Below are 21,318 nucleotides of genomic sequence, written 5' to 3'. Positions count from 1 at the left end.
TGGGGTTCTGCGTTTCGGTGTTTTCCATGCGGGCAAGATTGTTTTCCACTGTCATCCTGCTGGCCGGGCTTTTGCTCGGCCAGCTGTCTTTTGCGGCCGCGCGCTGCGATGTCAACGTACCCACGCAACGGGTCGACCTGGCGCAGGTGAGCCTGGCCTACCAAAGCATCGGTCGAAGCTCCGATCCGGCATTGCTGCTGGTCATGGGCCTGGGTGGGCAATTGATCCACTGGCCGGACGAAGTAGTGGAGGCCTTGTGTCAGCAAGGGTTTCGGGTGATTCGATATGACAATCGCGACGTCGGCCTGTCCACCTGGCGCCAGGCTCCGGCCAGCGCCAACCTGACCTTCGAAGTGCTGCGCTACAAGCTCGGCCTGCCCGTGGCTGCGCCTTATACCCTGAGCGACATGGCCGATGATGCCCTGGGGCTGATGGATGCCCTGCACATCGAGCAGTTCCATGTGCTGGGGGCGAGCATGGGCGGCATGATTGCCCAGCATCTGGCGGCCATGGCGCCACAACGAGTCGAGAGCCTGACGCTGATCATGACCAGCTCCGGGGCCCAAGGCCTGCCGGCGCCGAATGAGGCGCTGGTGCAATTGCTGTCCCGGCGCAATGCACCGAACCGCGAAGCGGCCCTGGAGCAGCAGGCGGACCTGCTGGCGGCCCTGGGCAGCCCGAAGGTCGCGGATGACCGTCAGGTTCTGCTGCATCAGGCTGCGTTGTCCTATGACCGGGCGTTCAACCCGGAGGGCGTCAAGCGTCAGATCATGGCGATCCTCGCCGAGCCGAGTCGGGTGGCCTTGCTCAAGCAACTGCGGGTGCCGGCCCTGGTGGTGCACGGCACCGCCGATCCGCTATTGCCGGTGATGCATGGGGTGCACCTGGCGGCGCAGATCCAGGGCAGCCAGCTGAAGCTGATTCCGGGGTTGGCCCATCGTTTCCAGGACGCCTTCAAGGCGCCTTTGCTGGCGGCGGTGCTGCCATACCTGCAAAACCATCGCGAAGACACTTCCCACTGGGCCCAGATCGAACCGCTGGAAGTGGGGCGCATGCTCTGAGCCAAGTCTCAGCGGATAGATTTTCGCTTGCAGCTTGTCGCTGTTCGCGTCAGCGAACAATCTTGTCTACCTGAATGCCGAGCTTTTTCAGGCGGTACCAGAAGCTGCGTTCGGAAATGCCGATCATCTGTGCCGCGGCCGCCTGGACGCCGTTGCTCTGGTGCAGGGCCGCGAGGATGTAGGCCCGCTCCACTTCGGCCAGGGCCGCGTCCAGGTCGCTGGGCACTTGTGGGCCAACGCTGAGGGCCACGCTGCCCTCGGTGCCTGCTGGCGGGGTGTCGAACAGATAGCCTGGCAGGTCACTTTCTTCGATGACCGGGGCGCGGGCGACGATGGTGGCTCGCTCCACGCAGTTCTGCAGTTCGCGGATGTTTCCTGGCCAGCTGTAGCAAGCCATGGCCTGCAGGGCTTGTGGGCTGAAGCCCGTGATGCGCTTGCCGGCGGTGGCCCCCAGGCTGTGGGCGAAGTGGCGGGCCAGTGGAGCGATGTCCTCGACCCGCTCGCGCAGCGCTGGCAAGGGAATGGGGAAGACATTGAGGCGGTAGTACAGGTCCTCGCGGAACTCCTTGTTGGCCACGGCTTCCAGCAGGTTCTTGTTGGTCGCGGCGATCACCCGCACATCGACCTTGCGCTCCCGGGGATCGCCCACCGGCTCGATCACGCGTTCCTGCAGGGCGCGGAGGATCTTGGCCTGCAAGGCCAGGGGCATGTCGCCCACTTCATCGAGAAACAGGGTGCCCTTGTCGGCCTGCTGGAAGCGTCCGACCCGGTCCGCCACGGCGCCGGTGAAGGCGCCCTTGCGGTGGCCGAACATCTCGCTTTCCAGCAAGCCTTCGGGAATGGCCGCGCAATTGACGGCGACAAAGGGTTTGTCCGCGCGATTGCCGTGCTTGTGGATGGCCCGGGCGACCATCTCCTTGCCGGTGCCGCTTTCTCCGGTCAGGAGAATGGTGGCGCTGCTCTCGCGTACCGAGTCCACCGCCTGCAGTACCTGGCGAAAGGCCGGGCTGTCGCCCACCAGGCTGTCGAACTGCTGGTGCTCGTCGAGCTCGGCGCGCATGCGCTGGTTGTCTTTGAGGATGTCGCGAAACTGCAGGGCCTTGCTGACGGTGATGTCCAGCTCATCGATATCGAAGGGCTTGGCAATGTAGTCGTAGGCGCCGTTGCGCATGGACTGCACAGCGTTCTTCACCGTGCTGTAGGCGGTCATCACGATCACCGGCAGGTTCGGGTAGCGCTGCTTGATTTCCGCCAGCAGCTGGGGCCCGTCCATGCCCGGCATGCGCCAGTCGCTGATCACCAGGTCGATGTCTTCCTGCTCCAGCACCTTGAGGGCGTGCAGGCCATTGCTTGCCGTGAACACCTGGATGCCGTTCTGGCTCAAGGCCGAAGACAGCAGGTCACAGAGTTTGGGTTCGTCATCGACCACCAGCAGGTTATGCGTCATCAGTGTCCTCGTCGTCCTCTTCACCGTTGGCCGGAATGTACAGGCTGAAGGTGGCGCCGGCATCTTTTTCGCTGACGCACTCGATGTGGCCGTCATGGCTTTCCATGATCGAAAAGACTTTCGCCAGGCCCAGGCCGGTGCCCGAGGCCTTGGTGGTGACGAAGGGGGTGAAGATGCGTTCCAGCATATCCGGCTCGATGCCCTGGCCGGTATCGCTGACGCTGATGATGGTTTCGTCTTCCTGCTGGGCGATGCCCAGGGTCAGGCGGCCGCCCTCGGGCATAGCGTCGATAGCGTTGAGGATCAGGTTCAGGCAGGCCTGCTTGAGCTGCCGGGCATCGGCATGGATGGTCGCACCCGGTGCCTGGTCGTCGATCCGCGCTTCGATATTGTGGGTCGCCAGTTCCGGGGTGCAGAAGCCCAGCAGTTCCTCGACCAGCGGGCGTGCCGCCTGGGTGGCACGAATGGGCGCGCTGGGTTTGGCGAAGTCGAGGAAGTCGGTGATCAGGTCGTTGATCCGGCTGACTTCACTGATCACGTATTCCAGGTGGCGCTTGTCGTTTTCCGGCAGGTTGGCCCGGCGGTGCAGCAGTTGGGTGGCGGTCTTGATGATGCCCAGCGGATTGCGGATTTCATGGGCCAGGCCCATGGCCACCTCGCCCAGGGCGTGCAGGCGATCGCGACGGCGCAACTGGCCCTCCAGGTGCTGCAGTTCTCCCAGGCGCTCGCTCATGTGGTTGAAGGTGCTGCTCAGCTCCGCCAGTTCGTCGCCACCGATCACCGGCACCCGCTGCCGGTAGTCACCGGCGATCACCGCCTGGACGCCCTTGGACAGGCCCCGCAGCGGCCGCGTCAGGCGTTGCGACACCAGCCAGCCGACACACAGCGAGGCGGCCGAGCTGAGGAGGAAGATCAGGATGAACAGGTTGCTCTGGTTAACCAGGCCCACCAGGCTGCTGTGGCGCAGCAGGCCACTGAAAATCACCCCCACCAGGTCGCCGCTGTCGTTGAAGATCGGTCGGTACAGGCCGCTGTAGCGGCTGGTGAACTGCTCGGTGGGCTGGCGGGTGGCGCGCAGGATGTCTTCGATCTTGTGCGGCACTCGGGGGGGATGGTCCTCGAAGCGCTGGGTGGCGAAGATCTCCGAGAAATCATCGGCCTTGGCCAGGTACAGGCGCAGGTCCAGGGAGTGCACATCGGCCACGCTGGTGAGGAAGCTGGCGTCCAGGTAGGTGGCGATCAACAGCTGGTAGTCGACCCCGTCGAGCTGGGTCTGGAAGGTCGAGACCACCGCCCCGGTGGCCACGCCACCCACCTGGATGGTCTGCAGGACGGCGTTGGAAGCGGTGCTGATCTGCCCTACCACGTCGTCCGCGGCGGTGGTGAACATCACCTTGTGGTCGCTCTTGCGGATCAGCGCCACCACGTCTATGCCCATGGAGTCGGCAATGTCGGCGGTGAGCTTGTCATGCTTGGCTGCATTGCGGTCCGAGGGCGGGCGCGTATAGCGCAGGAACAGTTGGGCGATCCGCGCGTTGTCATGGAGGATCTCGGTGATCTCGTCCTCGACGATCTTGGTGGATTCCTGCAGCCAGATGCGCACGTTGCTGTCGAAAATCTCCGACAACGTGGTGGCCGCCAGCTCCGCGGCAATCATGGTGGGAATCACACTGACCAGCCAGAACGCCAACACCAGCTTGCGCTGCAGGCTCCAGCGGGAGATGGCAAAAGGGCGGGGCGGGCGACGATCTTTTCTGGTCATGTACTTTCGCTTATTGCAGCAGCCATGGCGGGGTCGGAGCGATCCGGACGGACAAAGCGTTTTATCACCTTGAGCAGGGCATTGAGCAAGGGATTGCGATGCCTGAAAAACAACATGTTACCGGTGAACTGGCAACCCAGGCGCAACTTGCTGGCGTAACCGGCCTGACCACACTCGTACAGGGGAATGTGCTGCTGGATACAGTAGTCGACGTTGGCCAGCCAACTGCGGAAGTACAGATTGTGCTCACGGGTGACGTTCAAGTCGTGGGCGAAGAATTTGTCGATCAGCCGATGCTGGTCGATGAGTACCAGGTTGAAGGCCACCAGTTGGTCCTGGACCCAGTACAGGACGCAGGCGGCGCGCTGGTCCAGTTGTTCGAGAATGCCGGTGAAATAGGCCGCCGGCAGTCGCTCGAACTGCAGGTCGCTGCGTTCCAGGGTGGCTTCGTAGAGGCGCATGATGTCGGGCAGCACGTCGTCGATCTGCCGCCGCCACTCGATGCGCGGCGCCGGGGCGCGCAGCTTGCGCCGCAGGTCCTTGCGAGTGGACTTGCCCAGGGTGCCAAGATAGGCGTCGATCGAGGCGAAGGGCACCGGCAGCAGCGCGCTGGGCAGGCTCGGCATCGCCTGCAGGCCGGCGGCCCGGCAACTGGCGGCCCATTGCGGGTCGCTGCTGGGGGCATCCTTGACCGCCATCAGGCCGATGCCGAAGTTGTCGGCGTCGCGCCGGGCCAGTTGCAACAACTGCTCCAGCAACGCCTGACGACGTTCCAGGGGAACATGGCTGGCGGTGCCGGCACTGCACTGTTCGGCCACGGGCGAGCCGATGGCGTACAGGCGCAGTTCCAGGGCACCTGGCCACTGGCGTGCCAGGCGTTCGGTGAAGCGTTTGGCCAGGCCGGAGACCGTGGTGTCGAGCCGATACTGAGTCGTGAAGGCCGGCGCCACCGCCACCAGGGTCGAGCCCTCGTAGATCGCCAGGTAGCGCCAACGGAAATCGGCGATGGCGGCTTTTTCCACGGCCAGGTAGTAGTCCCAATCCTCCAGGGCGTCTGGAAAACAGTCATTCCAGGCGCTGCGTTCAATGGCCTGGATGGTGGAATAGGCTTGGGCGGTAATCACGTCTCTTCCTTAAGTCATGCCAGCTGGCGGTAGTCTTCGCGCACCGCAGGTGCAACCACTCGCTGCTCGATGAAGTCCACGCTCAACTCGATCACCCGCTGGTATTGCAGGTCCACGGTGATCATGTGATAGCAGTTGTCCAGGAGGATCTTGGTCACCGGGCCGCCGAGTTTGCGCTCCACATAGTCGGCATTCCACGGACTGGTGATGTCGTCCTCGCTGGAGTGCAGTACCAGGGCCGGGGTCATGATCGAAGGCATGCGTTTCTTGACCACGGCGTTCATCCGGTGCAACTCGCGCACCGTCACGCCCTCCATGGTCAAGAGGCCCGCATCGCTGCTCTGGCCGGCTTTCATCTGTTTCTCGACAATGGCCCGCAGGCGTTCGTTCTTGATGCCGTAGGGCGGCTTTTCCTCGAAGCGGCAGATGTGCACGCCGAAGGGAATCTTCATCAGCAACGGGGTGAGGAACGCCAGCTTGTTGATGCTCCAACCGTCGTACTTGAGGGTGGTGGAATACATCAGCAGGCCGCTGATCTGCCCCGGATGCTCGGACGCCAGGTACATGGACATCACGGCGCCCATGGACAGACCGCCGACGAACACTTGCTCGTGACGCTGTTGCACGCCGACAAAGGTCTTGCGCACGCCCTCGTACCAGTCCTGCCAGCCGGTGGCCTGCAGGTCGCTGTTGTCCCCGCAGTGCCCGGGCAGGGTCGGAACGTACACCGTGCACGTTCCGTCCTTGGCCAGGCCCTGGGCCACCCGACGGAGTTCCGTCGGGGTGCCGGTCAGGCCGTGGATCAACAAGACCCCGACCGGACCCGTGCCGAGAACGAAGCCGGCGTTGCCTTCGCCCAGATCGATCTCAGCGGCGCTCATCGCTTCATGGCCCGATCCAGCAGGCGGTCCAGCAGTGCGATGCCCAGATCGATTTCCGCGTAGCTGATTTCCAGCGACGGGGCCAGGGTGATGACGTTCTTGTAGTAGCCGCCCACGTCGAGGATCAGGCCCAGGCGCTGGCCGTCGATCTCGATGTCGCCCTTCATGCCTTCCTCGACCATGAAGTCCAGGGTCGCCTTGTCCGGGGTGAAACCGTCGGTGGTGCAGATTTCGCAGCGCAGCGCCAGGCCCAGGCCGTCGACATCGCCGATGATCGGGTAGCGCTTCTGCAGGTCTTGCAGGCCGGCCAGGAAGTACTTGCCCTTTTCCATGACCATCGCGCCGTAGTCGATCTCGCTGGTCATCTTGAACATTTCCAGGCCCACGGCGGTGCCCAGCGGGTTGGAGGCGAAGGTGGAGTGAGTCGAGCCTGGCGGGAATACGCCCGGGTTGATCAGCTCTTCACGGGCCCAGATGCCGCCCAGCGGGTTGAGGCCGTTGGTCAGCGCCTTGCCGAACACGATCACGTCGGGTTGGACGTCGAAGTGTTCGATGGACCACAGCTTGCCGGTGCGATAGAAGCCCATCTGGATTTCGTCCACCACCATCAGGATGCCGTGCTGGTCCAGCACCTGCTTGAGCTCGCTGTAGAAGTTCATCGGCGGGATCACGTAGCCGCCGGTGCCCTGGATCGGCTCGACGTAGAAGGCGGCGTATTCGCTCTGGCCGACTTTCGGGTCCCACACGCCGTTGTATTCGGTCTCGAACAGGCGGGCGAACTGCTGCACGCAGTGGCTGCCGTACTCTTCCTTGGTCATGCCTTTAGGGCCGCGGAAGTGGTACGGGAACGGGATGAACTGCGCGCGCTCGCCGAAGTGGCCGTAGCGGCGACGGTAGCGGTAGCTGGAGGTGATCGACGAGGCGCCCAGGGTACGACCGTGGTAGCCGCCTTCGAAGGCGAACATCAGGCTCTTGCCGTTGGTGGCGTTACGCACCACTTTCAGCGAGTCCTCGACCGACTGCGAACCGCCGACGTTGAAGTGCACGCGACCGTCGAGGCCGAACTTCTTCTTGGCGTCCACGGCAATCATTTCCGACAGCTCGATCTTGCCTTTGTGCAGGTACTGGCTGGCAATCTGCGGCAGGGTGTCGATCTGTTGCTTGAGGGCATTGTTCAGGCGCGGGTTGGCGTAGCCGAAGTTCACCGCCGAGTACCACATCTGCAGGTCGAGGTAGGCCTGGTCGCTGGTGTCCCAGACGTAGGAACCTTCGCAGCGGCTGAAGATGCGCGGGGGTTCGATGTAGTGAACGGTATCGCCGTAGGAGCAGTACTTGGCTTCTTTTTCCAGAAGGATCTGGTCTTCGGCGGTCGCGATGCGGATATCAGACATGGTGGAAGAGTTCCTGGGTTTCAAGGGAGAAATGGGTCGCGTTGGCCGCGTTGTTCGGCAGTTTTGCCAACAGCGCCGGCAGTTCGGCGAAGGAGTCGAACCGAGCGTGAGGAATCTTGTTGCGTTCGCAGTAGTCGGCCAGGCGATCCTTGGCGAAGACGAAGTCGGCGGTGGTTGCCACGCACATGTCCGACTGGCCATCACCGATCACCAGCACGCGTTTGCCCCGTGGCGTGGATTTGCACTTGCAGTTGCCGGAGGCGGCGCGGCAGGCGTCGCTGGCGTAGGGAAAGTCGATGCGCCAGCTGTTGTGGTCGACCTGGCGCAGGCGGTTGGCGAGGATCGGCAGCAGGGTCACGTAGTGGCGTGCCAGGATGCGGGCGATGCCTTGCTCGATGCCGTCACTGACCACTTCAATGGAGGCGCCCAGGCCGATCACGTGATCGACGAAGTCGGGGAATTCCGGGTCGATTTCGACACTGTCGAAGTAGCCCAGCAGTTCGGCGGGCGAAGCCTTGACCAGGGCCAGTTGGCGACTGAGGCATTCCCGGGAGCCGATGTGACCGTCCAGCCATTCCTGTTCTATGCCTTCCCAGCTCGGGTCGGCGAAGCGTTGGAGAACGTTATCGATCACGTCGGCGCGGGAGATGGTCCCGTCGAAGTCACATACGATATGCCAGTGCATCATCTGCTGTTACCTGTTGAATAAGAGCGCTGTTTGCGCTTGCGACAGGGGTAGAGCAGGGACTGTGCCAAGTTGCGAAAACCCAGCAGGGCTGGGCCTCTGGCGAGGGCGGCGGGAGATTTGTAGCGTTCTTGCTACAAATTTTGTAGGTCGCTACAAACAACATCAGTGCTTGCGTTCCAGGGGCGCTCTGATGATTGATGCGCGCATGTTCAGACAAGGAAACTCATTCATGCCTCGGCTTTCTTCCCCTGCTTTGCTCGCCGGTCTGCTGTCGCTGACCGTTGCCTGTAGTGCCTTTGCCGATTCCGACATCACGGGCGAACTCGGTCTGGGTGTCGGCTACCAACCCCATGACCCCACGGGCAGCCGCTATGAGACTGTGCCGCTGCCGTACCTGGATCTGGACTGGGGCGATGTCAGCCTCAGTACCGACGACGGCCTGACCTGGGATGCATTCAAGGGCAATGGTTTCAGCGCCGGCCCCTATCTCAACTACCTGCAGGGACGTAACGCCGATGGTGAGCTGCGCGGCTTGCGGGATGTGCGCGACATGGCCGATGTCGGGGCTTTCGTGCAATACGCCCCGGACGACTTCTGGCGGGTGTTCGCCGCCGTGGGCCAGGCCGTCGGCGGTGCCGGTGGCCAGGGCGGCATGCTGGGCAAGGTCGGAGGGGAGATCGGCTATCCCTTGGGCATGGGCATCATCGGCAGCAATAACCTGACCCTGCACTTTGCCGACGCCCGCCAGAGCCAGACCTTCTTTGGCGTCAACGCCAAGGAAGCCCTGGCTTCGGGCATTGATCGCTACAGTGCCGGCGGTGGCCTGCAGAACTTCAGCCTGAGCCAGAACATCCAGGTGCCGCTGGGCAACAACTGGTCGCTGGTGGCCAGCGCCAGTTGGATCCGTCTGGTCAACTCCGCAGCGGACAGCTCCATTGTTCGTCAGCGGGGCGAAGTCAACCAGGGCCAGGTGCAGACCGCCGTCAGCTACAAGTTCTGAGGCGCGTTGCCGCAGGTCGCCCCCGGCCTGCGCAGCCCTCACCTCCCTGGGGCATTCGGCAGAGGGCCCTCAGGCCTCCTCGCCCTCGGCCAAGAGGGCAATCCCGCCGATGATCACCAAGACCCCGACCCAGTGCAGCAGGCTGATCTGTTCGCCCAGGCCCAGCCAGGAGCCCAGCAGCACCACGACAAAGACCAGGGAGCTCAAGGGGAAGGCCAGGGACAGGCTGCTGCGACGCAAGATCAGCATCCACACGAAAAACGCGCCGATATAGCAGGCAATTGCCAGCAACACGCCCGGATTGACGGCTACCGCCGCCAGCCATTGCAGGTTGAAATCCATCTGCCCCAATTGGTCGCCGCCAACTTTGGTAGCGATCTGGCCGGCGCTCTCGAAGCCGATCAGCAGGGCCCAGAGCACGATGGTGCCCAGACGCTCGTGCAGCCAGCCGTGGGATGTGTTCGAACTCATGAAAGGTTTCCTTCTATTCGTTGAATAAGGCTCAGGTACTGGCCACGCACACCAGCATCACCCCGGCGGTGATCACCAGCGTGCCCATCCAGCGCCGACGGCTGACGGTCTCGCCCAGCACCACCTTGCCCGCCAGCACCACGCCGCAATAGGCCAGGGCCGCAGCCGGAAACAGCAGGCTCAGAGGGGCCCGGGACAGGGCTTCGAGCCAGACGAAAAACTCGATCACATAGGCCCCGATACCGCACCAGAGCAGGGGCGCGTTGAACACCTGGCCCCAGAAGGCATTCAGGCGAAAGCCGCCTTCCAGTTCTGGCAGGCGGTCCAGGCCGAGCTTGAAACAGAGCTGGCCGATGACGTCCAGCACAATGGAAAAAGCGACTAGCAGAACAACGGTCAAGGTCACGGGAACAGCTCCTCGAACAGCGAGATCAGGGCTTCATTGGTCACTGAGTTGCGCAGCAGGTCGTCCTGGCTCCAGCGCTCGGCCGGAGGTTGGTCCGACTTCGCTTCCCAGCGTTTGAAGGCATTGCTGAAGGCGGGTTTGGCGAACTCGCCGCAGACATCGATGCCCAGCACCCGCTTGCGCGCCGCCAGCTCGCGTATCGCTTGCAGCAAGTGGGTCAGGCGCATGCCGCCCTGGTCCCAGTTGGTGGCGGCGTCTTCGCTGGCCAGCACGTCCTTGTCGATGGTGATCCACACCGCTGCGGTGGGCAGGCTGTCGATCATTTGCGCGAGGAAGGCGGCCCAGTCCTGGTCCGCCAGATTGCGCCAGTGCAGGTGATTTTCCTGTTGCTGGTGCCCGGCGCCATCGCCGACCCGGCCCCAGACCTTGGATGGCGCGTGCTGCCAGGGAAACAGCTGCAGCTTGCCGTGCTTCAGGGCGCCGAGGTTGCCGCCTCGCAGTTGCGGATTGTGCAGGTCTTCACTGCAGGGGCCCAGGGTGACAATGCGCTGGATATTGGGCAGCTGCAGCGCCCGGTTGACCCAGGAGCCGCAGTGCCGGCGGGGGGCGAAGCGCACCCAATCCGGGTGATTGTCGAAGTGGATCAGGCTGATCGGTTCGGGCAGATCGTAGAGAAAGGCCGGGGTCAGGTGGTGATAGTCGCCGGAGCCGACAAAGAAGATTTCCGGTTGCGGGCCGCTGTGCCGGGGGCGTTGGCCCAGGCGTTCGCGGAAATGACGGTAGGTGCGTTCGGTGGACCAGAGTCGCAGCTTGGGGCCCAGGTCCAGCAGGTCCAGGCGTCGCGCCTGGCCGCTTTTCAGGCGCCGGACTATGGGCTCCTGGGCGGTCAGGCTGTGGTCGAGATCTAAGATGTTCAAGGTGTTCTTTACCCATGGCAGCGCCCTCCAGAAAACTGCGTGATCAGGCGAAAACGCAGGCTGGGCGGGCTTTACAGGGTAAATGCAAGGGTCGGGCCAGGGTCGTGGCCAGGTTGCCGGCGAGAGACCGCGGCGCAGGCTTGGCGAGCAAGCTCGTTCCTACGGGAATGCTAGGGCTCAGGCGTGGAGGCGGACCCAGACGCTGACCAGCAGGGTGGCGGCAATCAACCAGGCCACGGCGGCCACCGCCAGGGAGGCTTCCAGGCGCAGGCGATCGACCATTACATAGAGCGTCGCCAGGTAGACGAAGTAGGGAATGATCGACCACATGCCGAACAGGATGGTGGTCTTCAAGTCATCCAGAGAACGGCCCTTGCCGACGATGTAGTGGGCAATCAGGGCAAAGGTCGGGAACAGTGGCACCAGGCCGGCGATGTAGTAGTTCCGGGTTTTGGCCAGGGCCGCCAGAATCACCACCACCGCCGCGCCCAGGGCGGCCTTCAACAATAGATCCATGAGTCCTCGCGCTTGGGTCAGTGGTTCAGGCCGTACTTCTTGACCTTGTCGAACAGGGTGGTCTTGGCCATGCCCAGTTCCTGGCTGGCCTGGGTCAGGTTGCCACCGCTGCGCTGCAAGGCATCGTTCAGCAGGTTGCGTTCAAAGGCTTCCACCGCTTCGGCGAAACCCAGGCCCTGGGCGTTGCTGCTGCCGGACTTCTTGAACGCCGGCAGACCTAGGGCAAAGCGCTCGGCGACGTTGCGCAACTCGCGCACGTTGCCCGGCCAGTCGTGGCTCATGAGGGTCGACAGGGTCTGGTTGTCCAGCTCTGGCACGGTGCGGTCGAAACGCAGGGACGACTGCTGCAGGAAGTGTTCGAACAGTTGCAGGATGTCCTCGCGGCGTTCGCGCAGGGGCGGTAGTTCCAGGGTCACCACGTTGAGGCGGTAATACAGGTCGCTGCGAAATGCCTTGGCCCGGCTCAGTTCGTCCAGGTCCGACTTGGTGGCCGCGATCACCCGGCAATCCACGGCCACGCTCTGGTTCGAACCGAGGCGCTCCAGGGTCCGCTCCTGCAGTACCCGCAGCAGCTTGATCTGCAGATTGATCGGCATGCTTTCCACTTCATCAAGGAACAGCGTGCCTTGGTGGGCGTGCTCGATCTTGCCGATACGGCGCTTGCCGGCGCCGGTGAAGGCGTTGGCCTCATGGCCGAAGATTTCACTTTCGAAGAGGTTTTCCGGCAGGCCGCCGCAGTTCAGGGCGACGAACTGTTGTTGGTGGCGGCGGCTGAAGTCGTGCAGGCAACGGGCGACCAGTTCCTTGCCGGTACCGGTTTCGCCCTCGATCAGCACGTTGGCCGAAGTGTCGGCGACGTTGGCGATCAGCTCCCGCAGGTTCTGCATGGCCGGCGAGCGGCCGATGATCCGTCCCTCCAGGGAACTGCGTTCGGCCAACTGGCGGCGCAGGGCGGTCACTTCCCGGGCCAGTCCCCGTTGTTCCAGGGCGCGGCGGGCCACGTCCACCAGACGCTCGGGAGAAAAGGGTTTCTCCATGAAGTCGTAGGCGCCTTTCTGCATTGCCCCCACGGCCATGGAAATATCCCCGTGACCGGTGATCAGCACCACCGGCAGGCTGCGATCCCGGGCCTTGAGTTGGGTCAGCAGTTCCAGGCCATCGATGCCCGGCAGGCGGATATCACTGACCACGATGCCGGGAAAGTTCTCCCCGACCTGGGCCAGGGCTTCTTCGGCGCTGCCCACGCCGATGCAGGGAATGTCTTCCAGGGCCAGGGCCTGTTGGCAACCCAGCAGGACATGGGGGTCGTCTTCGACGATCAGCACGGTCAGCTCGTTGTTCATATCGGCTCGGCTTGATTGGGGCTTGCCAGGGGCAAGCTGAGGACAAAGGCGGTGCCGCCGCTTGCCGGATGTTCCACACCCAGGCTGCCGCCGGTGGCGGCGGCGAGGCTGGCGGACAGGGTCAGGCCCAGCCCCAGGCCCTGTTCGCCGGGTTTGGTGGTGAAGAAGGGTTCGAACAGGTGCTTGCGCGCCTCAAGATCGATGCCATGGCCGTTGTCGCGGACCCGCAGGCGATACTTGCCGTCGCCGGGTTCGCCTTCCAGCCACAGTTCCGGCGCCGGCTGCGCCTGCATGGCGTCCAGGGCATTGCCGATCAGGTTGACCAGGATCTGCTCCAGGCGGGTCTGGTCGATCTGCAGGGTCTGTTCGCTGAAGTCGCGGTGCAGTTGCAGGGGCAGGGGTTCGATGCGCGCGTTGAGAATCTGCAGGGCGGCGTCCACTGCCTTGTCCAGGCTGGCCTGGCCTTGGTCGTCGCCGCGGCGGGCGAAGGAGCGCAGGCTGGCGGTGATGCGGCCCATGCGGTCGATCAGTTCATTGATGGTCTTGAGGTTGGCGCTGGCGGTGTCCAGGGCGCCGCGCTCAAGAAAACGCACGGTGTTGCCGGACAAGGTGCGCAACGCCGCCAGCGGCTGGTTCAGCTCGTGGGCGATGCTGGTGGACATCTGGCCGATGGCCGCCAGCTTGCCGGCCTGGACCAGTTCGTCCTGGGCCCGGCGCAGGGTCTCTTCGGCCTGGCGGCGTTCGCGGATCTGCCCTTTGAGGCGCTCGTTGCTGGCCCGCAGGTCGGCGGTGCGTTCGGTGATCCGCCGCTCCAGCTGGCTGTTGGCTTCCTGCAGGGCTTCTCGGGCGGCCAGGCGGGTGGCGATGACCTTGCGCCGTTCATTCCAGGCGATCAGCAGGAAGGCCACCAGGGCAAAGGCCACGGCCACCAGGATGCCCTGGTTGATGGCTTCCCGGCGCAGGTCCTGCAACGGGGTGAGCAGGGTGAAGTTCCACGGGGTGTCGCTCAGTGGCCGGGTCTGGGACAGGTAGCTGATGGCCTTGTCGTCGGATACCAGTTCGGTATTGGCGGGAAAGGTCAGCTTCTCCACGCCTTCGGCCAGGCGTTCCCGGGCCAGGGGTTCCAGTTCGTTGAGGGGGAACCAGTAGTACTGCAGGCTGCGGGCCAGGCGTTCCTTGGTGTCGTCGCTGAGCGGGCGGACCGACTTGAGCCGGCGCGCCGGGTCGCTGGAGAGAATGATGATGCCGTTCTCGTCACTGACGAAGGCTTCCAGGCGGGCCCTTTGCCACCGTTCCTCCAGGGCCTCCAGGCGCACTTTGACTACCGCCACGCCAATGATCTTGCCGTGTTCTTCCAGGCCGTGGGCCAGGTAGTAGCCGGGCTCGCCGCTGGTGCTGCCGATGCCGTAGAAACGTCCGGGCTGGCCACGTACGGCGTTCTGGTAGTAGGCGCGGAAGGACAGGTCTTCACCCAGGTAGCTGTCGACATCGCGCCAGTTGCTGGTGGCCAGCACCCGGCCGGTGGTGTCCATGACATAGATGGCCCGGCTGCGGCTGCGCCGATTCAGGCCTTCGAGGTATTGGTTGACGGTTTGCCGGTGCTCCGGCGAGGGATCGGCCAGCAGCCTGGAGACACTGGACTCCAGTTCCAGGAGGCTGGGCAGATAGGTGTATTTGCTGATCTCGCTTTCTACGGCGCGGGCGTGCAGTTCCAGCTGGCGTTCGCCATTTTCACTGAGGCTGCGAATGCCATTGTGTTCGCTGATCCAGAAGCCGACGTAGCCCAGGCCGATCATCAGCAGGATGACCAGGGGCGGCAGGAACAGGTGACGGATCAGGCGGGGTTTCACGGCGAGTGATGGCGGCGCGGCGCGATAGAGAGTGGGGTCGCATTTCATCACAGATGCCTTGGGTCAACCACTGTGCGGTGTCCATAGGAGCCGGCCGGCCGGCAAAACGGGCGAACCTGGCGATAGGGGAGCCCGGTGCGTCCCCTTCGCCGGCCAGCCGGCTCCTACAGAAGCACAGGTTTAGTGCTGCAGGATCTTCTCGAGGAAGTGCTGGGCACGTTCGGAGCGGGCGCTGATGTCACCGAAGAATTCCTCTTTCTGGCAGTCTTCGATGATCTGGCCCTTGTCCATGAAGATCACCCGGTTCGCCACTTTGCGGGCAAAGCCCATTTCGTGGGTCACGCACATCATGGTCATGCCTTCCTGGGCCAGTTGCACCATCACGTCCAGCACCTCGTTGACCATTTCCGGGTCCAGGGCCGACGTAGGTTCGTCAAACAGCATGACGATCGGGTCCATGGCCAGGGCGCGGGCGATGGCCACACGCTGTTGCTGGCCCCCGGACAACTGGCCCGGGTGTTTGTGGGCATGGGCGGAGAGGCCGACGCGATCCAGCAGTTGCAGGCCTTTCTTGGTGGCCTCTTCCTTGCTGCGGCCCAGGACCTTGATCTGCGCGATGGTCAGGTTCTCGGTGATGGTCAGGTGCGGGAACAGCTCGAAATGCTGGAACACCATGCCCACCCGAGAACGCAGTTTCGGCAGGTTGGTCTTCGGGTCGGCGATGGAGGTGCCATCGACCACGATGTCGCCCTTCTGGAAGGGTTCCAGGGCGTTGACGCATTTGATCAGGGTGGATTTGCCCGAGCCGGACGGCCCGCAGACCACCACCACTTCGCCTTTCTTGACCTCGGTGCTGCAATCAGTCAGCACCTGGAAGTCCCCATACCACTTGTTGATGTTCTTGATAGAGATCATACGGCGAACCTTTTTTGCAGACGCTTGACCAGCAGCGAGGCGGCAAAGCTGATTGTGAAATACACCAGACCGGCAACGATCAGGAATTCATTGGAGCGGCCGATGATGTCGCCGCTGGAACGCGAGGCGTTGAGGAAGTCCACCAGGCCCACGGTGTACACCAGGGAGGTGTCCTGGAACAGGATGATGCTCTGCTGCAGCAGCAGCGGAGTCATCTTGCGGAATGCCTGAGGCAGGATGATCAGGCGCATGGTCTGGCCGTAGCTCATGCCCAGTGCCTGGGCAGCGCCCATCTGGCCCTTGGGAATGGACTGCACGCCGGCACGGACGATTTCGCAGAAGTACGCCGCTTCGAACATCATGAAGGCCACGATGCAGGAGGTGAACGCACCGATCGGGGTGTCTTCGCCGGTGATCCAGCGCAGCACGAACGGCACCGCCAGGTAGAACCAGGTGATCACCAGCAGCAGCGGAATCGAGCGGAAGTAGTTGACGTAGGCACCGGCCAGGTTCGACAGCAGCTTGTTGTGGGACAAGCGCATCAGTGCCAGCAAGGTGCCGAGGATGATCCCGCCCACCACGCCCATGACCATCAGCTTGAGGGTCATCAGCATGCCGTTCCACAGGCCGGGAATGGCCGGGATGATGCCCGAGAAGTCGAATTCCATTATTTACCTCCCACGGAGATCAGGCCGGGGACCGATACTTTTTTCTCGACCAGGCGCATCAGCAGCATCAGGCTCATGTTCAAGGTGAAGTAGATCAGGGTAGCCAGGGTGAAGGCTTCGAACAGGTTGGCCGAGAACTCGGCGGTCTGCTTGGTCTGGGCCAGCAGTTCCATCAAGCCGATCAGCGACGCCACGGAGGAGTTCTTGAAGACGTTGAGGAATTCCGAGGTGAGCGGCGGAATGATGATCCGGTAGGCCTGGGGCAGCAGCACGTTCCAGTAGATCTGCGGCAGCGAGAAGCCCATGGCGCGAGCGGCGGATTCCTGGCCACGTGGCAGCGCCTGGATGCCGGTACGCACCTGCTCGCAAACCCGTGCGGCGGTGAACAGGCCCAGGCACACGACAACGCTCAGGTAGGCCGAGGTGGTCGGGTTGAGGTCCTGCTTGTACCACTCCTGGAGGTTGGCCGGCAGCAGATCCGGCACCAGGAAGTACCAGATGAACAGCTGCACCAGCAGCGGCACGTTACGGAAAATCTCCACGTAGACCGTGGCAATGCCCGACACCAGACGGTTCGGTATGGTGCGCATGACGCCCAGGATCGACCCCAGCAGCAGCGCGATGATCCAGGCCACCACAGCGATGGCGATGGTCCAGCCCAAACCGCTGATGAACCAGTCGAGATAGGTCTCGCTGCCCACACCGGTGGACTTGAAGAATACGCCCCAGTCCCAGTTGTAATTCATTAGGGTTACCCCTCAGATCGTTCGATGTACAAGCACCCGCCTGGGGACGTCCGTTCCCGCCTGATCATGACGACCAGGCACACACGAGCGGCTCGACAACCACCGGTTCGAGTGTTTCCAAAAAATGCCAGCAGGTAGTGACAGACTCCCGAAGGGGCGGCGCCCCTTCAGGAGATAAGGTTAGTCAGGAATCAGGACTTCTTGTCGTCAGCCGCTTTGTCGGTCGGGTTGGCGATCAGGGCCTTGAGCTCGTCGCTCATCGGGAACATCAGGTTCAGGCCTTTTGGCGGAATCGGCGATTGGAACCATTTGTCGTAGATCTTGTTGATTTCGCCCGACTTGTAGGTGGCGACGATGGCGTCATCCACGGCTTTCTTGAACGGGGCATCGCCCTTGCGCACCATGCAGCCGTAGATTTCGTAGGACTGAGGAGTACCGGTCACGGCCCAGTCGGCAGGCTTCTTGGCCTTGGCCATTTCACCGGCCAACAGTGCGTCGTCCATCATGAAGGCCACGGCGCGGCCCGATTCCAGCATCTGGAACGACTCACCGTGGTCCTTGGCGGAGATCACGTTCATGCCCATCTGCTTGTCGGCGTTCATCGCCTTGAGGATGCGCTCGGAAGTGGTGCCAGCGGTGGTCACCACGTTCTTGCCTTTGAGGTCAGCGAAATCTTTGTAGGTCGAGTCCTTTTTGGACAGCAGACGGGTACCGATTTCGAAGATGCCGACGGAGAAGTCGACCTGTTGCTGACGTTCCACGTTGTTGGTGGTGGAACCACACTCGACGTCGACGGTGCCGTTCTGCACCAGTGGGATACGGGTCTGGGAGGTCACCAGGTTGTACTTGACCTTGAGGTCAGGCATGTCGAGGTCTTTCTTGATCGCTTCGACGATTTTCAGCTGGATGTCGTGGGAGTAGCCCACTGGCACGCCGGAAGCGTCAGCAATGTAGGAAAACGGAATGGAAGCGTCGCGATGTCCGAGGGTGATGGTGCCGGATTCTTTGATTTTCTTCAGTGTGCCGGTGAGTTCGGCTGCGAAAACTGGAGTGCTAATCAGAGCGGCAGCGATAGCTGCGCCCAACAGATGGGGAACGATGCGCATCAATATTTCCTCGACATTTGTTTTTTTTATGAAGCCAGTTCGACGGCTCTTTTATACAGCGAATGCCTTGACGGCTCCTGTTGTGTTGGCACGACAGGCATTCGTCGCACAGTGTAGAGCATGAGTCGTGCCAGACCCATTGTTCATGGATAACGTATTGATTTTAAAGGCTATTAAATATTTGTTGCGAAGGTTTTAGCTGCGGATTATCCGGTTATCCGAATCATTTTCGGTGCTGCGTTCGGAAAACCGAATGCGCATCCGGCACTCTTAGGAGCCGGCGTGCTGGCGAAACGTTCAATGCGTCGCCCACAAAAAAGCCCCTGAACCTTAGGCAGCAGGGGCTTTGTCTATCTGGGCTGCTCAGGCGGCCTTGATCTTGCCGCGGTTGTGCTCGACCTTCTGCAAGTAGTCTTCCAGTTGCTGCTGTTGCGCCACGGTGGTGAACAGGCCGAGTTTGCTCCGGCGCCAGAGGATGTCCTGGGCTTTCAGCGCCCATTCTTCCGCGCACAGATAATCCACTTCACGCGTATAGAGGCCGCCACCCAGGTGCTCGCCCAGGTCGCTGAGGCTGTGTACGCCCTCCAGCAGGCGCCAGGTGCGGCTGCCATAGGTGCTGGCCCAGCGCTGGGCGATCTGGCTGGGCACCCAGTCGAATTTCTTGCGGATGGCTTCTGCCAGGGCCTGTGGCGTGCTCATGTTCTCGCCGCCGGGCAGGGTGGCTGTGGCAGTCCAGCTGGGCTTGGCCTGCTTGAAGTAAGGCGCCAGTTGCGCCATGGCCGATTCCGCCAGCTTGCGATAGGTGGTCAGCTTGCCGCCGAACACCGAGAGCAGCGGAGCTTCCTCGCCAGTGCCGGAAAGGGCCAGGGTGTAGTCGCGAGTCACCGCCGAAGGGTTGTCGGATTCGTCGTTGCACAGTGGGCGAACCCCGGAGTAGCTGTGCTGGATGTCGCTGCGGCTCAGTTGCTTCTTGAAGTGCGCATTGACCACTTGCAGCAGGTAATCGGTTTCCGCTTCGGTAATCGCTACCTTGGCCGGATCACCGGTGTATTCACGGTCGGTGGTGCCGATCAGGGTGAACTGATCGAGGTAGGGAATGGTGAAGACGATGCGCTGGTCTTCGTTCTGCAGAATGTGTGCGTGCTCGCCTTCGTACAGCTTGGGCACGATCAGGTGGCTGCCCTGGATCAGGCGGATGCCGTAAGGCGACTCCAGTTTCAGGTCATCCTTGATGAACTTGGCGACCCAGGGGCCGGCTGCGTTCACCAGGGCTTTGGCGCTGATGGAGAACAGGCTGCCGTCGGCACGCTCCAGTTCCAGCTGCCACAGGCCCTTGCTGCGCCGGGCGCTGACGCAACGGGTCTGGGTATGCACGTGGGCGCCGTGCTCCCGAGCGGCCATGGCATTGAGCACCACCAGGCGGGCATCGTCGACCCAGCAATCGGAGTATTCGAAGCCTTTGGTGATCTCGGCCTTCAGGGCGCTGTCGGCGCCGAACTTCAGGCTGCGCGAGCCGGCGAGTTTTTCGCGCTTGCCCAGGTGGTCATACAGGAACAGGCCGGCACGAATCATCCAGGCCGGGCGCAGGTGCGGCCGGTGCGGCAGGACAAAGCGCATGGGCTTGACGATGTGCGGGGCCTTGGCCAGCAGCACTTCACGTTCGGCCAGGGCTTCGCGCACCAGGCGGAACTCGTAATGTTCGAGGTAGCGCAGGCCGCCGTGGATCAGCTTGCTGCTGGCCGACGAGGTGTGGCTGGCCAGATCGTCTTTTTCGCAAAGGAACACGGACAAGCCGCGACCTGCCGCATCCGCGGCAATTCCAACACCATTGATCCCACCGCCGATGACGGCGATATCGTAAACCTCGGAGAGAGGGCGCGCGGGCAAGGTAGAAGTGGGCATCGACAGGCCTCGTGTTGCTTTGATATTTGAATTCGAACATTAATGTTCATTTTCGAAAATACTAGCGCATAAAGAAGGGCGTATCCAGCAAGTTTCGATTGAAAAAACTGATCGAAATGCCCTGAAAGGAAAGTTTACGAACATTAACGAGGGGTAACTGTAGTCGCTGCCGCGGGCTTTGACTGTGTGCGAGTGATCGGCCGTGTCGATTCCGAAAACGATGCAGCCCTTGCTGGGCGGCGTTCGGACACAGCCGGATCCGGGAGGGGGAGGAGGGGGTCAGACCACTTCGAGGCGGATCTTGTGCTGGTTGAGCAGTTGGGTCAGGGCCGGTACCGGTTGCTGGTCGGTGACCAGGCAGTCGATCAGGCTGATGGGCCCCAGGCGGATCATGGCATTGCGCCCGAACTTGCTGGAGTCGGCGGCGAGGATCACTTGTCGGGCGTTGGCGATGATCGCCTGGGATACCCGTACTTCCTGATAGTCGAAGTCCAGCAGGCTACCGTCTTCGTCGATACCGCTGATGCCCACCAGGGCGAAATCCACTTTGAACTGATTGATGAAGTCGACGCTGGCCTGGCCGACCACGCCGCCGTCACGGCGCACATTGCCGCCAGTGAGCAGCACATCGAAATCGTCCTTGGCGCTGAGCATCGAGGCCACGTGCAGGTTGTTGGTGATGATCTTCAGGTGGCTGTGGTTGAGCAGGGCGCGGGCGATGGACTCGGTGGTGGTGCCGATGTTGATGAACAACGAGGCGTGATCGGGGATCTGCGCGGCAACGGCTTCACCGATGCGTTGCTTTTCGTCGCGCATCTGGTCGGCGCGCATGGCGTAGGCGGTGTTTTCGACGCTGGAATCATAGGCTGCGCCGCCGTGATAGCGGCGCAGCAGATTGGCTTCCGCCAGCTGGTTGATGTCGCGGCGGATGGTTTGCGGGGTAACAACGAACAGCTGGGCCAATTCCTCGATGCTGACGTACCCGCGTTCGCGGACCAGATCGAGGATTTGTTGCTGACGGGGAGGCAGATTCATGGTGCTTCCTTTGGGCTGCCGTGCAAAATTTGCCCATGATGCCGCAGGAATCCCCTCCCGACCAGTTACAAGCGGTTACCAATCCACGG

20 protein-coding genes are annotated in these 21,318 nt (G+C 62.5%); 2 read left to right on the top strand and 18 right to left on the bottom strand.

The features are described 5' to 3' along the window. Window positions 1-26 precede the first annotated feature (26 nt). Entirely contained in the window at window positions 27-1,061 is a 1,035-nt protein-coding gene (locus DWF74_RS09130) for an alpha/beta fold hydrolase (protein WP_102860457.1), read from the top strand. A 49-nt stretch (window positions 1,062-1,110) separates the two neighbouring features. On the opposite strand, the gene DWF74_RS09125 is transcribed toward DWF74_RS09130, so the two are convergent. From DWF74_RS09125 to DWF74_RS09100, 6 genes are read right to left on the bottom strand one after another with little or no spacing between them, the layout of a single operon-like run. Beyond that, the gene (locus tag DWF74_RS09125) at window positions 1,111-2,508 is read right to left on the bottom strand and encodes a sigma-54-dependent transcriptional regulator (protein ID WP_102860458.1); all 1,398 of its coding nucleotides are present in this window, start codon (window positions 2,506-2,508) and stop codon (window positions 1,111-1,113) included. Further along, window positions 2,498-4,270: a sensor histidine kinase gene (locus tag DWF74_RS09120; RefSeq protein WP_102860459.1), complete on the bottom strand. Its 1,773-nt coding sequence runs from the start codon at window positions 4,268-4,270 to the stop codon at window positions 2,498-2,500. The genes DWF74_RS09125 and DWF74_RS09120 overlap by 11 nt, the downstream gene beginning before the upstream one ends. Next, window positions 4,267-5,394, bottom strand: coding sequence for a GNAT family N-acetyltransferase (locus tag DWF74_RS09115; protein ID WP_102860460.1), 1,128 nt, complete (start codon window positions 5,392-5,394; stop codon window positions 4,267-4,269). Before DWF74_RS09115 ends, DWF74_RS09120 begins: the two co-directional genes overlap by 4 nt. Window positions 5,395-5,408: 14 nt before the next feature. Further along, window positions 5,409-6,275 (bottom strand): alpha/beta hydrolase, encoded by an 867-nt coding sequence (locus DWF74_RS09110; RefSeq protein WP_115580795.1) that lies wholly within the window; start codon window positions 6,273-6,275, stop codon window positions 5,409-5,411. Beyond that, window positions 6,272-7,666 (bottom strand): aspartate aminotransferase family protein, encoded by a 1,395-nt coding sequence (locus tag DWF74_RS09105; protein ID WP_102860462.1) that lies wholly within the window; start codon window positions 7,664-7,666, stop codon window positions 6,272-6,274. The genes DWF74_RS09110 and DWF74_RS09105 overlap by 4 nt, the downstream gene beginning before the upstream one ends. After that, on the bottom strand, window positions 7,659-8,354 hold the full coding sequence (locus tag DWF74_RS09100; protein ID WP_115580794.1) for an MtnX-like HAD-IB family phosphatase: 696 nt from the start codon (window positions 8,352-8,354) through the stop codon (window positions 7,659-7,661). Before DWF74_RS09100 ends, DWF74_RS09105 begins: the two co-directional genes overlap by 8 nt. Window positions 8,355-8,583: 229 nt before the next feature. Between DWF74_RS09100 and DWF74_RS09095 the strand changes: the two genes are divergently transcribed. Further along, window positions 8,584-9,354: a MipA/OmpV family protein gene (locus DWF74_RS09095; protein WP_240322041.1), complete on the top strand. Its 771-nt coding sequence runs from the start codon at window positions 8,584-8,586 to the stop codon at window positions 9,352-9,354. A gap of 69 nt (window positions 9,355-9,423) precedes the next feature. Here DWF74_RS09095 and DWF74_RS09090 read toward each other — a convergent pair whose 3' ends face one another. The 12 genes from DWF74_RS09090 to DWF74_RS09035 all read right to left on the bottom strand — a co-directional run bounded on the left by DWF74_RS09090 (window position 9,424) and on the right by DWF74_RS09035 (window position 21,229). After that, window positions 9,424-9,825, bottom strand: coding sequence for an EamA family transporter (locus DWF74_RS09090; RefSeq protein ID WP_025129629.1), 402 nt, complete (start codon window positions 9,823-9,825; stop codon window positions 9,424-9,426). 31 nt (window positions 9,826-9,856) lie between these two features. After that, window positions 9,857-10,231 (bottom strand): transporter, encoded by a 375-nt coding sequence (locus tag DWF74_RS09085; protein WP_115580793.1) that lies wholly within the window; start codon window positions 10,229-10,231, stop codon window positions 9,857-9,859. Beyond that, the gene (locus DWF74_RS09080; protein ID WP_102880757.1) at window positions 10,228-11,148 is read right to left on the bottom strand and encodes an arginase; all 921 of its coding nucleotides are present in this window, start codon (window positions 11,146-11,148) and stop codon (window positions 10,228-10,230) included. The genes DWF74_RS09085 and DWF74_RS09080 overlap by 4 nt, the downstream gene beginning before the upstream one ends. A 177-nt stretch (window positions 11,149-11,325) precedes the next feature. Next, window positions 11,326-11,655 (bottom strand): GlpM family protein, encoded by a 330-nt coding sequence (locus tag DWF74_RS09075; RefSeq protein WP_180988516.1) that lies wholly within the window; start codon window positions 11,653-11,655, stop codon window positions 11,326-11,328. A 26-nt stretch (window positions 11,656-11,681) separates the two neighbouring features. Next, a complete protein-coding gene (locus DWF74_RS09070; protein WP_240322058.1) occupies window positions 11,682-12,959 on the bottom strand; it encodes a sigma-54-dependent transcriptional regulator in 1,278 nt (425 codons plus the stop codon). A 44-nt stretch (window positions 12,960-13,003) separates the two neighbouring features. After that, complete coding sequence (locus DWF74_RS09065; RefSeq protein ID WP_102860469.1) at window positions 13,004-14,905, bottom strand: sensor histidine kinase; 1,902 nt, start codon at window positions 14,903-14,905, stop codon at window positions 13,004-13,006. Between the two features lie 132 nt (window positions 14,906-15,037). Next, the gene (locus DWF74_RS09060) at window positions 15,038-15,772 is read right to left on the bottom strand and encodes an amino acid ABC transporter ATP-binding protein (protein ID WP_102860470.1); all 735 of its coding nucleotides are present in this window, start codon (window positions 15,770-15,772) and stop codon (window positions 15,038-15,040) included. Next, the gene (locus tag DWF74_RS09055; RefSeq protein WP_025129635.1) at window positions 15,769-16,440 is read right to left on the bottom strand and encodes an amino acid ABC transporter permease; all 672 of its coding nucleotides are present in this window, start codon (window positions 16,438-16,440) and stop codon (window positions 15,769-15,771) included. The genes DWF74_RS09060 and DWF74_RS09055 overlap by 4 nt, the downstream gene beginning before the upstream one ends. Beyond that, window positions 16,440-17,186, bottom strand: coding sequence for an amino acid ABC transporter permease (locus DWF74_RS09050; RefSeq protein WP_102860471.1), 747 nt, complete (start codon window positions 17,184-17,186; stop codon window positions 16,440-16,442). The genes DWF74_RS09055 and DWF74_RS09050 overlap by 1 nt, the downstream gene beginning before the upstream one ends. 191 nt (window positions 17,187-17,377) lie before the next feature. After that, window positions 17,378-18,292: a glutamate/aspartate ABC transporter substrate-binding protein gene (locus tag DWF74_RS09045; protein WP_102860472.1), complete on the bottom strand. Its 915-nt coding sequence runs from the start codon at window positions 18,290-18,292 to the stop codon at window positions 17,378-17,380. A gap of 363 nt (window positions 18,293-18,655) precedes the next feature. Further along, window positions 18,656-20,194: a glycerol-3-phosphate dehydrogenase gene (gene glpD, locus DWF74_RS09040; protein WP_110594910.1), complete on the bottom strand. Its 1,539-nt coding sequence runs from the start codon at window positions 20,192-20,194 to the stop codon at window positions 18,656-18,658. Between the two features lie 279 nt (window positions 20,195-20,473). Further along, the gene (locus DWF74_RS09035; RefSeq protein WP_011063123.1) at window positions 20,474-21,229 is read right to left on the bottom strand and encodes a DeoR/GlpR family transcriptional regulator; all 756 of its coding nucleotides are present in this window, start codon (window positions 21,227-21,229) and stop codon (window positions 20,474-20,476) included. Between the last annotated feature and the right edge of the window lie 89 nt (window positions 21,230-21,318).

It is taken from the genome of Pseudomonas protegens (assembly GCF_003363755.1).
Lineage (GTDB): Bacteria > Pseudomonadota > Gammaproteobacteria > Pseudomonadales > Pseudomonadaceae > Aquipseudomonas > Aquipseudomonas danubii.
Note: the sequence above shows the minus strand (reverse complement) of the source record. Positions and strands in the feature narration are given on the sequence as shown.